Below are 12,605 nucleotides of genomic sequence, written 5' to 3'. Positions count from 1 at the left end.
GAAAAGTGGTTAAAAGTTAAGCGTCAGAGAATTAGATTAAGCCGTCCGAAAGGGCGGCTTTTTCGTATGTGCCTAAAAAGTATCTACACGTAGGTTATCCACACCTCTGTTTTTATCAGGGTGTGGATAAAGGGCTATACAACGGTGTGTTTCTGCCCGGGGCTGTGTCTTAACAGTCGTGCGGTTTATAGCTTTAATACTAACGATTAGATATACCGTTCATTGATTTAATAAAGATGCACCGCTTCAAAGCTAGCCAACTGTTCATTGTTATCACCCGATAGTACAAGCCTTGCGCCCTCCACACGCCATGCGGTTGCCTGTTTGAGGGCGGCTAGGAAATTGCGTTCAGTTTCCATTTGAGGCGCCGGGCAGGCTCTTTTGGTGGTGGCGACTTGGTTGAACGCAATGTGTTCGTTCTCTACTTGATAGCTGCCCATTAGCGTATTACAGCCGGTGGCACCTGCTAAGCGCGAAGCATCTTGGTGCAGCACCATGTGGGCTTCTCGAAAGTTCTCTTGGGCGATGACCGGCACGCCATCAAGCCTCACCAGCTTCCAATACGTATTGATTAACGATTCATCCGGGTGCTCCATTGTCTCGTGGTTACCGAATGTCGTCGATGAGCAGCCAGCGGCGACAAAGAGAATACTGATCAATACGCAAAGCGTCAGCTGCCGAATCAACGCATTACTCCTTATTCAGGTGGCGGTGTATTTGGGTTTCGCTTGATTAGGTGGATAACCTATTGGGCTGTCCACCCTCTGAATCATCGATTTCATTTCAGTCGCTGCATGCGCTAAGCACCCCTTCCATTCTCTGTTTGCCATACATCCTGCCACTGCCAGCCGTCCTTATGAACAAATGCCACCAAGATTTTCTGGTAGGGCAGTGAGGATAAATAGTCCTGGATCTCGGTGTTCGATGTCTCAACGCCTGGTAAGTCGGCATAGCCATTAAACGCAGGAATATCAGGGATATGTTGGCTAGGATGAATGAAAGCACTACCGAGCGTATCCAGAAATTGCTCAATTGCTTTTCGTGTGATCAATAACTGCTCACGCGAAGTGGGATCTAGCCTGGTGCTGGCAAAGCAGGCAATGGCAATAGCTTGGTATAAGCGTGCTATGGCTAGCGAAAGCGCTTTGCTGCTGCTCTCACTGTGATAATAGTGCAGGATTGGATAGGCTAAATGCTGCTGGCCTAAGGTACTGATGGAGTGTTGTAACGGCTGAAGTTGGCTGATCAGTGTTGCAAATTTTCCGTCGCCGTTCGTAGACGCGAGTATTTGCCGTGGATTTTCGCCCAGCGCACTGATGGTGAGGGATGTTTGGCGCTTTTGAATAACATTAGTGATGATATTCAAAATATAAGTAATCGATATCGTAAAAAGGAAAAAACCGTTAGCCGCAGCCAAAACAGGTGGAAGACGCCAATTATCATTACCGGCAACAAAGTCACCATAGCCCAACGTTGTGAGGGTATAGCCCGTATAGTAGGCGCGCTCAACTAAGCTGGCGGTGGCGTTTGAAGAAGACAGCACCACGGCCTGCGGTGAACTACAAAACAGTAAAAACCAACCCAGCCAAGCGACTAGAAACCATGTCAGCAGTAGTGCCATTGTTATCCATGGGCCCGTAGAGGACAACATGGTATGGCTTTTTCACCGACGATGAATACCTAGTAGCATAAACCATAGTCCACTGACCAACCGGTTAGTCAGTGGGCCGGAACTGGATACCGATAATGTGGTGCGAATAGCGTCGTAAACCACCAGCAAAATAAGTAAGGTGCCTATGACCCCCATTAACGTGCTTCCAATCACTACCAATGCTCCTTAGATATAAATGTGCCGCTACCTTGCGGCGGCTAGTTCACCATTAATGTGGCTATTCCCGCCAAGTAGAGGCCGATGATGACCATGCTTTCAAAGCCAATACGGCCAGGTCCTTGCTCTTGGCGATGCAGCAGGCCAAGCATTAATACCCCTGTCATTAACACCGAGAGAGCAACCCATAACATTACCTGATCGGGAATAACGTGGTAAATCGAGCCGCCTCGGTAAGCCACATCTGATGCGGCGGCAAACAGGGTATCAAACGCATTGCCGCCGATAATCCCTGCCACCGCGAGTGTTAGCGCCCCACGGCGCACTGCCGCGACCGTCGTTACCAGCTCAGGTAGTGATGTCACTATCGAAGTCAGCAGGACACCGACAGCCGCCTGGCTAAGGCCGGTTTCTGCCGCAATCACCGTAGCGCTTCGTTCCAGTAGCCAGCCGGTAATGCCGATCATAAGCGCGAGACCCAAAAACAGCAGCCATAACCGCACCAGCGTTAGCTTTCCAGGCGACTCATCGGGCTGGTCTTCACGTGTCTCACGCGTACGAGTCGGGGACCACATCGGGCGGGTTTGGGCATTTTTAACCAGCTTGAGCCCAAACAGGTAAGCAATAAATAACAGCGGTGTGATGGGGTGTACCTGCCAGAAAGTCCATTCGGGCGTAAAGCGACCTAACAGCAACAGACTGAGTAAGCACAGCAGTAGGGCGCCTTGAATCAGGTTGCCAAGGGAGGCAGCGGCGTGTTCGAGATTAGCGCGCCGATATACCATATCAGCGATTGTTAAAAATAGCGTTTGAACAGCGATACCACCCAGCGCATTACTCATTGCCAGTTCAGGTTTGTCGGTCCAGGCGGAAGAGACCGATACCACAATGCCTGATAGTGAGGTAGCCATCCCAAGTAAGACAGCACCAGCTATCGCCTCACCTAATCCGGTACGGTCAGCGAGGTCGTCAACAATCCGCGCAAGCCGGGTGCCAATGATGCCAATAACGACTGCGCAAACGCTGAACAGTGCAAAAGCGGCGGTTAGCGACATATCACTAAGTAATGTGAGCATAAATGAACCCGGTCAGGGTATCTCATCTCGGGATTTCGATAATGGTGAATAGCTTTACAATATCGGCGATTCGATTCAGTTTTCACTGGGCCAAGCCGTCACCACTACTTCATAAATACGCCAATCGTAATGGTTTAAAAACTGAGTAGCGTCGCGTAAGCGTTGAGCCAAATTCTCATCGCTATGGGGCACCACAAATGCTTCTCCGCTAAAGATGTGCCCTTCCTCACGTAAGCGCACGGCGGCACTGGCGACCCACCCCATGGCACATAATTGTTCTTCCAGCTCATCAGCAAGGTGTTCCGGCTCCGCTTTAGATGTAAAACGGGGTCTTCGGTCGAGAAGGTCACCCACCGCCTCCTTCACATTAGTCACGCCATCCTTGGTGACATCAAGCGCGATAAGCGCGCCCGCCAACGCGTCCGCCCACCATAGGCCAGCGCCAACGCCGACTATTCCGGCGATAGCGGCAAGCCCAGTCATCCAGTCCGCCTTGCTCATCTTGCCATCAACAAATACCGTTTTTTCATGCACTTTTTTGGCGGCTTTCATCTGTAGATGACCGATGATGACGGGAGGTATGACGCTATAAATCAGCGCACCAATCATTAACCACCCCATCCAGAAAGTGGTGCCGAAGAGCTCGACGGCGCCAATGCTGGGATGTTCCATCTTGGCAAGCTTAAGCAACGAATCAAGCAACAGAATACCGCCGAGTAGCGCCAGGGCGGTGGCTGCACAGAGGAAGGCGATACTCGTGGCACGTTGATACCCATATGGAAAGATCGCATTAGGGGCTCGGTTGCGATAACGCATTGCGATCAGAAAGGCGATAGGAGGGATTAAAGAGAGCATATCTTCAAACCAAGCCACTCTCATGGCCTGACTACTACCTAACACTAATGCCAATACACCGACGATTGAAATGCGAAACCCCAGGTTCCACCATTCAAGCCGTACCAGGTAATCAAGGTCTTTCTGTTTATCAGGGGGCAGTTGATACACTTGCCTTATTTTCATTGCGCCGCCTCCAGTTGCTGTAGTCGCTGCTCAATATTGGAGTAGCCATTAAGGTGGCGTTGCAATGCCAGCATCCAAGCGTTCTCACCTTTGGGCAGCGCCATCACATGCTTATCGATAATTATCTCCCACGGACCGGCCATCAACCCATGGGCCGATAACCACCATGTAGGCGCGGCGATGGGGCTTTCAGTACGAGTAATATCGGTAACTTTGACCGGCTTGGCATTTTTTTCTTTGAGCGCTGCATGCATATGGTTTACGGGAGGAATAGCGACTTCCAACCCATTTAACGAGGTGGGCAATGGCACCCCTGAGGGAAAGCCGACAGTATAGCGGCTTTGATAATAAGGGCGTGTCAGCGCCGCCTGCTGGCTCAGGCGAGAGCGATTAGTTAATCCTCCTATCACCAAGTCAAGTTGGTGATGCTGCAGAGCGGCTAGCAAATCATCTTCACTATCCCAGTGCCAGCGGATTTTCGAATTCAACTGTTCAGCCAGTGAGCGAATGATTTCCGGTTCGAGTCCAGCAGGGCCATCGTTGGTACGTATCACCCAAGGCGAATTCTCAGTTAGCCCAACCTCCAGCACACCATTTTGAATTCTTTCCATCGTATGTTCTATATCGGTAGGATAGCGGCATCCTAGCAAGGCCAACGCTGGTAATATCCCTAATACAATGAATAAGAGTGCGCGCTTAGACCAAAAAGAGTTCTGATCTTTTTTGGTATGCATTTGCGTGCTCCCTGGTAATGACGAAGTTGGCTAGCATTTATTAACTAGCAAAGCAGTAGCTTGTGATAAGAGGTGGCATGTGAGTCCGGTTGTTAACTAATCACATTAGCTAAAGATAACTGCTAGACTAAGCAATTGGCTTCATTGTATTTAATTTTTATTTAATTGAATCAGCTCAAAATGCCTTCTAGCAGTCAATTTCAACTAGTATTCCCTGCCTATTGATTAGGTTCATTTTTTCCTAATGTGAAATCCGGTGGATCGCTTGCAGGAAAGCTTTCATCGCTCATCTCATCGACATGCTCCTGTTGTTTTCGATAAGTAGACAGCTTTATATACTCACTCAACGGCTTGGCCAGTATCCAGTGCTCATCTTGGCGGGTTAATTCCTGGGTGGGAATGCTGTACGTATTCCCATCGCTTGCTTCAAGCGCTACCCGTTCTAGGTATTTATCTTTAACAAAGTGCCCTATAAGCTGCTGTTTATCATCGTAAACTGAATCTTTCACGGTAACTTCCTCGTAAAAATAAGCTTAATAATGGCGGTCTAAACGCATCAATAGCACGCTATCATTTGCGCTATTCACTGCCCTTGGGATCGGCCTTGGCTGATTTTTGATCAATATTATCTTTGTGCATTTTTTTCTCCTTAGCCAGTTGGGCGCCCGGGATAGGTGTTTCTTTACTAGAAGTGTTATGAGCTGGTGATGATGGAGACTCCTCCGCTTTCTGATTATCCACATTCTCGTCTGGCCGAAAGGGTTTGGGCTCTTGATGGTGAGCACCCTTATGGTCAGTATTTTCATCGACATTGGGCATGTCCTTGTCGATGAGCTGTTCTGCTTTTTTGGTTTCGTTACGCTTGTTGTCAGTTGATTGATGATTCATGGCTTTTCTCCTGCGTTATTAAAAAGAACAATGGCTTAAAATCGCTCTTTCTCAGCGCTGGGCTGAGAAGAGTTAATAGAGTGAATATTAGAAATGATAAAGCCGCTTCGTGGGCGAGCCGGTATTACATTGAGATCGACCGTAAGGTCTTGCCACGGTACGTCATAGCGAAGCTGGTGAATGAATTTCTCAATTGCCAAGTCGATCAGTGCCAGTGTGATCCACTCACCGGGGCAGCGATGCTGAGTAGCATGATCGCTACCGCCTTGAGGAATCATTGCAAAACGATGAAAATCAACCTCTTCCTGCTCGAAACGTTCAGGATAGAACTGGTCGGGTGCTTCCCAGCGATGGGCGTCATGATTGGTACCGTAGAGATCAAGAATCGCTTGCCGACCGCGCTTAAAGCGATAGCCTTGCCAAGTAAAGTCAGTGTTAACGCGAGCGGCTAGAAATGGAAAGAAAGGGTAATAACGCCTGACCTCTTGGATGAAGTGCCGACGATAACGGCTTGACCCTTGGTGTTTAAGCTTTTCATAACAGTCAGGGTGTTCATGCATCGCCAAGACGGCAAACACCATGTACCTTGCCACTGCCACGATGGGTCGGATTACATTAATCAACTCCACGGCAACAATGCGATTGGGCAGAGGCTTGCCCTGCGCATCACGAAAATCAACAAACGTAGCGAATGGTAATGCGGGGTCGACTTCATGCAGCCCTTGTTGGTACTGCTTGATTAAGTCTAGTAGTGCATTTTCAGTTTGACGCCGTGCTCGGCGGCTTGCCCAATGCTTGGGCCCGATAGCAGCGCCGCCTTCAATCATGAGTACTAATTGCTCGGCCATCTCTGGAGCATCGACATTGTGTAGCGGAATACCGCACCAAGCGCAGGCTGCCCGGCATAAAATGTGATGAAGTTCATCAAGGAGGGTGATCGAGGCTTGCGACTCCCAATAATTGAGGCGCAATTGCCAATGTTGCTCGACCAGTTGCATGAGTTCATCAATGCGCGACTGGGACATTAATGAAAGAAACAGTGCTTTGCGTTGATGATGCGCCTCTCCTTCCAGCCTGAATCGCCCCGAGTATTCTAGACACCCGTTAGGCTCTTAAAGTAACGCCTTTCATACTCAACCGGTGACAAGTTATCACTTGTCCCGTGTCGGCGCTTTGGGTTGTAGAACATTTCAATATAATTGAACACGTCGCGTCTAGCCGCTTCGCGTGTCGAATAAATCTGCCGCTTGATTCGCTCTCGCTTGAGGAGTTGAAAGAAGCTTTCAGCAACGGCGTTGTCATGACAGTTACCACGTCGGCTCATGCTGCCCACCAGGTGATTAGCTTTCAGAAAGCTTTGCCAGTCTCCACTGCTGAACTGGCTTCCTTGATCCGAATGCACCATCACCGTTCCTTGTGGCTTGCGTCGCCAGACTGCCGATAACAGAGCATCCAGCACTAATTCCGTGGTCATACGAGACTTCATCGACCAACCAACCACTTGACGAGAAAACAGGTCGATAACCACCGCTAAGTAAAGCCAGCCTTCGTACGTTCGGATGTAAGTGATGTCCGTCACCCAAGCAACATTTGGCGCTGTCACTTCAAACTGACGGTCTAAATGGTTGGGTGATACAACAGCCGGTTTTCCACCGCCATAGCTGCCAGGGCGTCGTCGATAGCCCGTCTGAGAGCGTAAACCTTCCCTACGCATCAGGCGGGCCACTCGGTGCTTACCGCAGGCTTCGCCAGCCTCACGCAAATCCTGATAGACCTTGCGATAGCCATATACACCGCCACTTTCAAGCCACGCATGCTTGATCAATCCCAATAGACGCTGATCATCCCGGTCTCGATTAGACAGTGCTTTTTTACACCATGCATAGTAGCCACTAGGATGCACGGCCATCATGCGGCACAAGCGCCGTACCGGATATTGGCTCGCATGCTTTTGAATAAACGCGTACCTCAGTCGGACTCTCTGGCGAAGTACGCGGTGGCCTTTTTTAATATATCTCGCTCTTCTGACACGCGTTTTAGTTCAGCCTTCAAACGACGGTTTTCAGCTTGGAGATTATCATCTTCTTGCCGTTGTTCTACCGGCTTATCGTAGCGCTTGATCCAGTGGTACAAGCTGTGACCTGACACGCCTAAACGCTCAGCGACCTCGGCAACGCGATGACCGCGCTCTACCACCTGTTTAACCGCTTCGATTTTGAATTCTTCAGTGTAACGGGGACGGCTCATGGATCCTCCTAGGTACCTTTAGTATAAGGCCTAGAGGTATCTACGAAACCCGGGGCGATTCAGCCCTTGGACTCCCCCTTCACCAAACAGCGTCTTTTTCAACCGTGTGGGCGCCGCATTCTCACGGCTGAAACGTGCATCATCGTAAAAAAGCTCGGCGGCTTCTTCGCCCCTCATAAATAGTGTTTTTTTAAACATTAATCGAGAGCGGAAAAGGTTTGTTCCTAACCGCTCACACTGAGCCGAAATATAAGGATAACCACTGCGTGCTAATGGATACGTACACTCCCAGCTCGCCAGCGGCGGCTCATCATTGCGGACCATTAATGCCTCCCGAGGCGAGGCGCTTTAGCAATAAAGCTTTTGGAAAACTGCTTTAAGGACGCTTTAACGGTTTCTAAAGCATCAGGGTCCCCATGCAGCATTGCTGACATATAGGCCTTTGCCTGCTGCTTGGAAATATGAGGTGGGATAGGGGGAATGTCGGGATCTGTATGAAAATCAATAACGGTGGGGCAGTTATTGGCAATGGCCTGATCCCAGGCGCTACCAATCTGCTCTGGATCGGTTACTTCAATGCCTTTCAAGCCAACCAGTTCGGCATACTGCGCGTAGGAAAAGGCAGGTAAGTCCTGCGATGCTTCATATTTAGGGTCGCCATCCTGGACACGCATCTCCCAGGTGACCTGGTTAAGATCGCGGTTATTAAGGACGATCACAATGAGCCGTGGATCTTCCCAGCGTCTCCAGTATTTACCAATAGTGAGCAGTTCAGCATTGCCGCTCATTTGCATGGCACCGTCGCCCACAAAAGCGATCGAAACACGCTCAGGATAAGCAAATTTGGCTGCTATGGCGTAGGGTACTGCGTTTCCCATGGTTGCCAGGCCGCCTGAAACCGAGCCGCGCATACCCGCGCGAAACTTAAGGTCGCGAGCGTACCAGTTGGTTGCCGAGCCGGAGTCACAACTGAGTAAGCAGCGGTCTGGCAAGCGCGGGGACGCTTCCCAAAATACGCGTTGAGGATTGATCGGGTTTGCGTCGCTCATGGCGCGTTCACGCAATAACTCCCACCATTCAGCGACGGCTGATTCAATAGCCTGCCGCCAATCTCGATCACTTTTATGCTTCAGCAGCGGTATGAGCGCCTGAAGCGTACTGCGGGTATCACCGGTGAGGTTAACGTCCATTGGGTAACGCATGCTAAGCATGCGGGGTTCAATATCTATCTGTACACCGCTTGCTTGCCCCTCTTGGGGTAAAAACTCCGAATAGGGAAAGCTTGAACCAATCATTAATAAGGTGTCGCACTCAGACATTAGGGTCCAACTGGGGTTGGTGCCTAACAGTCCAATCGACCCCGTGACGTAAGGGAGGTCATCGGGTAGTACATCCCGCCCAAGCAGGGCTTTAGCAACACCCGCGCCAAGAAGGTTCGCCACTTCTTCTACTTCTCTTTCAGCGCCTCTGGCCCCTGCACCGATCAAAATGGCGACCCGCTTGCCAGCGTTTAATACGTCAGCGGCATGGGCAAGGGACTGTTCATCAGGCATGACAGTTGCTGACGTATAACCAACGCCAGAGTGAACAGTGCCATGGGCGTGTGCAGGCGTCTCAACCGCTTTTTGGGACTGTAAATCGTTAGGCACCACAATAGCGGTAACGGTGCGTTCACCGGCGGCGATGCGCATGGCACGATCAATTAGATGTCGAACTTGCCCAGGGCTAATCGCCAGGTGTACAAAATCACCTGCCACATCCTTAAATAAAGAGACCAAGTCCACTTCTTGCTGGTATTCACCACCTAACGCTGTACGAGCCTGCTGGCCTACGATAGCGACGACCGGTACGTGATCTTTTTTAGCGTCGTAAAGGCCGTTAAGTAGATGGATCGCGCCCGGCCCGGAGGTCGCCATGCAAACGCCCACCTCGCCGGTATATTTTGCATAGCCACAAGCCATGAACGCCGCCATTTCCTCATGCCGTGGCTGTACAAAGGTAATCGAGTCGTCGGCGCGATTGAGCGCGCCCATCAATCCATTATTACCGTCCCCGGAATAACCGAAAATGTGCGATACCTTCCACTGTTTCAGCCTATCAATGATGAAGTCGCTGACTTCTTGTGTCATCCCTGACCTCCTATCTCATACCGTGGTGGTTAGTTTAGGGAACCGTTATAAAAAAATGTTTGAAATTAAGGGGCCTTCTTTGATGGTGGTAACAGGCAGAAAGGAGACGGTGCTGCTACCTACGGCTTTACATAAACGTCAAAACTCTCTCTATAAACTGGCGCAAGCTAAATAGCCAATATAGTGGTGAATGTAATTTGTTAGCCAACAATATCAGCTAAAGCAATATAAGTTACTGTTCAAACCTATAAATTAATAATTACAAATATTTAAGAGATGTTACATGCTAGTTGTAAGCATGTAAGCATACCTAAAATACTGTAGGCATTAGGTGGGTGTGGCGTCCAGCTGCCGGATAAGTAAAAAATATTTTTAACATAAGTAGAAGCTTTTTTACGGTTTTATTGCTACCCGCTACTTCCTGCCATGCTCCCTCAAGGGAAGCGCTTAAATTTCTACATCGGTGAGCTGACAAAAGCAGTGGGGTTTTCAGTTAGTGGTCCAGTGGGTGAGCAGTCACCCTTTCAGTAACGCTATTATAAAGCTAAAAAACAATAACTAATTAGTTTTGCTGCTAAATAGTGGGTTTATAACGTATGTTATTAAATATTTTCTATCTTTAAGCCATTGTTTTGAAAGTGGTTGATCGGCACTTGTGTTTGACTTATATTAAACGGTCTTTTTGATAAAAATTAAAAAGCACTATTTAAAGTTCAGGTGGCTTGAAGTGTTCAGCTTGGTGACTATTCTCCATAGTGCTCGGTTAGAAAAGGCGAGTGATTAAGACGAAAGGTTTTAATTGTTCCACTAAAGGAGTTTTATCATGGTTGATAAACGCAAAGACCAAGGAATGTCACGTGAGGAAGCAGGCCACAAAGGTGGTCAAGTAAGCGGCGGCAATTTTGCCAATGACCCTGAGCGCGCTTCTGATGCCGGTAAAAAGGGCGGGGATGCGACTGCTGACTCCCATAGCCAAGAATTTTATGAGGATATTGGTCATAAAGGTGGCCAAGAAAGCGGAGGTAACTTCGCTAATGACCCGGAACGTGCTTCAGAAGCTGGCAAGAAAGGCGGGAAGAACAGCCATAGCGGTAATGGGCAAAGCTAACCACTTTCCTTTAATGGAGTGACTTAGTTAAGTTCGCGTTAAGTTCGCGACTGTCGCATGAGATCGCTATGGGTAATCCGATTAAGGATAAAGATTTTGATATGGTCAGTACGCTATATCACGCTTCGCAAGGCGCTAATCTTTGTTCACAGTTTTCTCGCGATGCCGATAGCAGTTCGGATCAAGAAGCTAAGGCGTTTTTTGATCGAGTAGCACGCCAATACGATGACATTGCTCAGGAAGCAAAAAAGTTGCTTAAAGACAAGCTGTAAGTTGAAAGCCAAGGATGGCGTTTCCTAGCAGCCCAGGCAAAGGACGCAATGAAAGTGCTCAAGGATGAGCGGAAGTTTACCAACAAGGGAAGGAACCCTGAATGGTAATCGCATTGGAAGCTACCCAGCTACTTAAGGAAGAGCCTTAAGCACACTGTCAGGGGAAGGAGTTCCTGACAGTTTACCTACAAGGAGTGCAACCTATGTTTCATCATTCCGCAAAATTGCAGTATCCGGTGAAAGTCGATAAGCCAAACCCTGAGTTTGCGATGCTGCTTCAGCAGGCCATTGGTGGTATCGAAGGCGAAATACGCGTTGCGATGCAGTATTTCTTCCAAGCGATGGGCGCGCGCGGTGATGACCGCATTCGCGATATGCTGATGTCAACGGCGACAGAAGAGTTATCGCATATCGAGATGTTGGGGCACGCGGTTGCGCTTAATTTAGAGGGGGCACCTGTTTCTTATCAGGAAGCCACTGCTAAAGACCCTGTCATGAATGCCATTCTAGGCGGTGCCAATCCACGCCATTTGTTATCTTCTGGCCTGTCCGCGATGCCGGTCAACTCCAATGGTGTGCCGTTTGATATGAGCCACGTATACGCGACCGGTAATATTGGGGCAGATATGCTAGCCAACGCCACAGCAGAAGCGGGTGGCCGAGTACTTGCTTCACGTTTATATAACTGGACGGACGATCATGGCATGAAGGATTTCCTATCTTTCCTGATTGCCCGTGATACGTATCACCAGCAGCAGTGGTTAGCGGTCATCGAAGAGATGGGCGGTATGAAGTCGCAGTTGCCTATTCCCAACTCGACGCCTGAAGATCATGAGAATATGCAACACTCCTACTACTACCTTAATACTCTGCTCGACAAAGAAGCGCCGAAAGGTCGGTGGGCTGAAGGACCTTCGTTGGATGGTAAGAGTGAGTATTCAGTAGTTAATCAACCTGCGCCTGAAGGTCAGGAACCAACTTTAGGTAAAGCAAAGCCGGGCTCAGGTGCTCAAAAAGAGCAACTTTGAGTTTAGGAATCGTATGCTAACGTTGGTGTCATAAGGAGAGTCTGCAATGGAAAGCAAGCACTTAGTAGATTGGCTGCGAGATGCGCACGCTATGGAGAAGCAAGCGGAGAAAATGCTTCAATCTCAAGCGCATCGTTTAGAGCATTACCCACAGTTGCAGCAGCGCATTGAAGAACATATTGAAGAGACAGTGAATCAATCGAAAAAGCTGGAACACTGTTTAACGCTCTTGGGCGCTAATACGTCATCTTTTAAAGATATGGGCGCTGAGTTAA

16 protein-coding genes are annotated in these 12,605 nt (G+C 49.2%); 4 read left to right on the top strand and 12 right to left on the bottom strand.

Features of this window, described 5'->3' with window-relative positions:
* Positions 1–227 precede the first annotated feature (227 nt).
* The 12 genes from CXF87_RS10490 to CXF87_RS10440 form a co-directional block, all read right to left on the bottom strand.
* Positions 228–686 carry an META domain-containing protein gene (locus tag CXF87_RS10490; protein WP_101146606.1) on the bottom strand — a complete coding sequence of 153 codons (459 nt, stop codon included), beginning with the start codon at positions 684–686 and terminating at the stop codon, positions 228–230.
* 113 nt (positions 687–799) lie between these two features.
* Positions 800–1,621, bottom strand: a complete 822-nt coding sequence (locus tag CXF87_RS10485; protein ID WP_232774885.1) for a potassium channel family protein — start codon at positions 1,619–1,621, stop codon at positions 800–802.
* A 42-nt stretch (positions 1,622–1,663) separates the two neighbouring features.
* The gene (locus CXF87_RS21985; RefSeq protein WP_232774884.1) at positions 1,664–1,825 is read right to left on the bottom strand and encodes a hypothetical protein; all 162 of its coding nucleotides are present in this window, start codon (positions 1,823–1,825) and stop codon (positions 1,664–1,666) included.
* Positions 1,826–1,869: 44 nt separating this feature from the next.
* Positions 1,870–2,904: a sodium:calcium antiporter gene (locus CXF87_RS10480; protein WP_101146605.1), complete on the bottom strand. Its 1,035-nt coding sequence runs from the start codon at positions 2,902–2,904 to the stop codon at positions 1,870–1,872.
* Positions 2,905–2,979: 75 nt separating this feature from the next.
* Complete coding sequence (locus CXF87_RS10475) at positions 2,980–3,924, bottom strand: cation transporter (protein WP_101146604.1); 945 nt, start codon at positions 3,922–3,924, stop codon at positions 2,980–2,982.
* On the bottom strand, positions 3,921–4,535 hold the full coding sequence (locus tag CXF87_RS10470) for a substrate-binding periplasmic protein (RefSeq protein WP_232774883.1): 615 nt from the start codon (positions 4,533–4,535) through the stop codon (positions 3,921–3,923). Before CXF87_RS10470 ends, CXF87_RS10475 begins: the two co-directional genes overlap by 4 nt.
* A gap of 341 nt (positions 4,536–4,876) precedes the next feature.
* Positions 4,877–5,167, bottom strand: a complete 291-nt coding sequence (locus CXF87_RS10465) for a hypothetical protein (RefSeq protein ID WP_101146602.1) — start codon at positions 5,165–5,167, stop codon at positions 4,877–4,879.
* A gap of 70 nt (positions 5,168–5,237) precedes the next feature.
* A complete protein-coding gene (locus tag CXF87_RS10460) occupies positions 5,238–5,546 on the bottom strand; it encodes a hypothetical protein (RefSeq protein WP_101146601.1) in 309 nt (102 codons plus the stop codon).
* 35 nt (positions 5,547–5,581) lie between these two features.
* Positions 5,582–6,571: a cytochrome P450 gene (locus CXF87_RS10455; RefSeq protein WP_101146600.1), complete on the bottom strand. Its 990-nt coding sequence runs from the start codon at positions 6,569–6,571 to the stop codon at positions 5,582–5,584.
* 68 nt (positions 6,572–6,639) lie between these two features.
* Positions 6,640–7,793, bottom strand: a protein-coding gene (locus CXF87_RS10450; protein ID WP_101146599.1) for an IS3 family transposase whose coding sequence is annotated in 2 segments (ribosomal slippage) — positions 6,640–7,556 and positions 7,556–7,793 — 1,155 coding nt in all. Because the reading frame shifts where the segments join, the coding sequence is not laid out codon by codon here.
* 30 nt (positions 7,794–7,823) lie between these two features.
* Positions 7,824–8,117 (bottom strand): hypothetical protein, encoded by a 294-nt coding sequence (locus CXF87_RS10445; protein WP_101146598.1) that lies wholly within the window; start codon positions 8,115–8,117, stop codon positions 7,824–7,826.
* Positions 8,117–9,922 (bottom strand): thiamine pyrophosphate-requiring protein, encoded by a 1,806-nt coding sequence (locus CXF87_RS10440; RefSeq protein ID WP_101146597.1) that lies wholly within the window; start codon positions 9,920–9,922, stop codon positions 8,117–8,119. Before CXF87_RS10440 ends, CXF87_RS10445 begins: the two co-directional genes overlap by 1 nt.
* A gap of 823 nt (positions 9,923–10,745) precedes the next feature.
* Here CXF87_RS10440 and CXF87_RS10435 point away from each other — a divergent pair.
* The 4 genes from CXF87_RS10435 to CXF87_RS10420 form a co-directional block, all read left to right on the top strand.
* A complete protein-coding gene (locus tag CXF87_RS10435) occupies positions 10,746–11,030 on the top strand; it encodes a general stress protein (protein WP_101146596.1) in 285 nt (94 codons plus the stop codon).
* A gap of 68 nt (positions 11,031–11,098) precedes the next feature.
* Entirely contained in the window at positions 11,099–11,302 is a 204-nt protein-coding gene (locus CXF87_RS10430) for a hypothetical protein (RefSeq protein WP_101146595.1), read from the top strand.
* Positions 11,303–11,505: 203 nt separating this feature from the next.
* A complete protein-coding gene (locus CXF87_RS10425; protein WP_101146594.1) occupies positions 11,506–12,330 on the top strand; it encodes a manganese catalase family protein in 825 nt (274 codons plus the stop codon).
* Positions 12,331–12,376: 46 nt separating this feature from the next.
* A partial coding sequence (locus tag CXF87_RS10420) for a DUF892 family protein (RefSeq protein ID WP_157826497.1) occupies positions 12,377–12,605 on the top strand: 229 nt, incomplete at its 3' end.

This window comes from Halomonas sp. MES3-P3E, assembly GCF_002836035.1.
Lineage (GTDB): Bacteria > Pseudomonadota > Gammaproteobacteria > Pseudomonadales > Halomonadaceae > Vreelandella > Vreelandella arctica.
This window is presented reverse-complemented; position numbering and strand designations above follow the sequence as displayed.

Coding starts and splice junctions, on each gene's coding strand:
- CXF87_RS10475 (WP_101146604.1), bottom strand. CDS start 3,924: ATGAAAATAAGGCAAGTGTATCAACTGCCCCCTGATAAACAGAAAGAC.
- CXF87_RS10435 (WP_101146596.1), top strand. CDS start 10,746: ATGGTTGATAAACGCAAAGACCAAGGAATGTCACGTGAGGAAGCAGGC.
- CXF87_RS10430 (WP_101146595.1), top strand. CDS start 11,099: ATGGGTAATCCGATTAAGGATAAAGATTTTGATATGGTCAGTACGCTA.
- CXF87_RS10470 (WP_232774883.1), bottom strand. CDS start 4,535: ATGGAAAGAATTCAAAATGGTGTGCTGGAGGTTGGGCTAACTGAGAAT.
- CXF87_RS10425 (WP_101146594.1), top strand. CDS start 11,506: ATGTTTCATCATTCCGCAAAATTGCAGTATCCGGTGAAAGTCGATAAG.
- CXF87_RS10440 (WP_101146597.1), bottom strand. CDS start 9,922: ATGACACAAGAAGTCAGCGACTTCATCATTGATAGGCTGAAACAGTGG.
- CXF87_RS10455 (WP_101146600.1), bottom strand. CDS start 6,571: ATGTCCCAGTCGCGCATTGATGAACTCATGCAACTGGTCGAGCAACAT.
- CXF87_RS10485 (WP_232774885.1), bottom strand. CDS start 1,621: ATGGCACTACTGCTGACATGGTTTCTAGTCGCTTGGCTGGGTTGGTTT.
- CXF87_RS10480 (WP_101146605.1), bottom strand. CDS start 2,904: ATGCTCACATTACTTAGTGATATGTCGCTAACCGCCGCTTTTGCACTG.
- CXF87_RS10460 (WP_101146601.1), bottom strand. CDS start 5,546: ATGAATCATCAATCAACTGACAACAAGCGTAACGAAACCAAAAAAGCA.
- CXF87_RS10445 (WP_101146598.1), bottom strand. CDS start 8,117: ATGGTCCGCAATGATGAGCCGCCGCTGGCGAGCTGGGAGTGTACGTAT.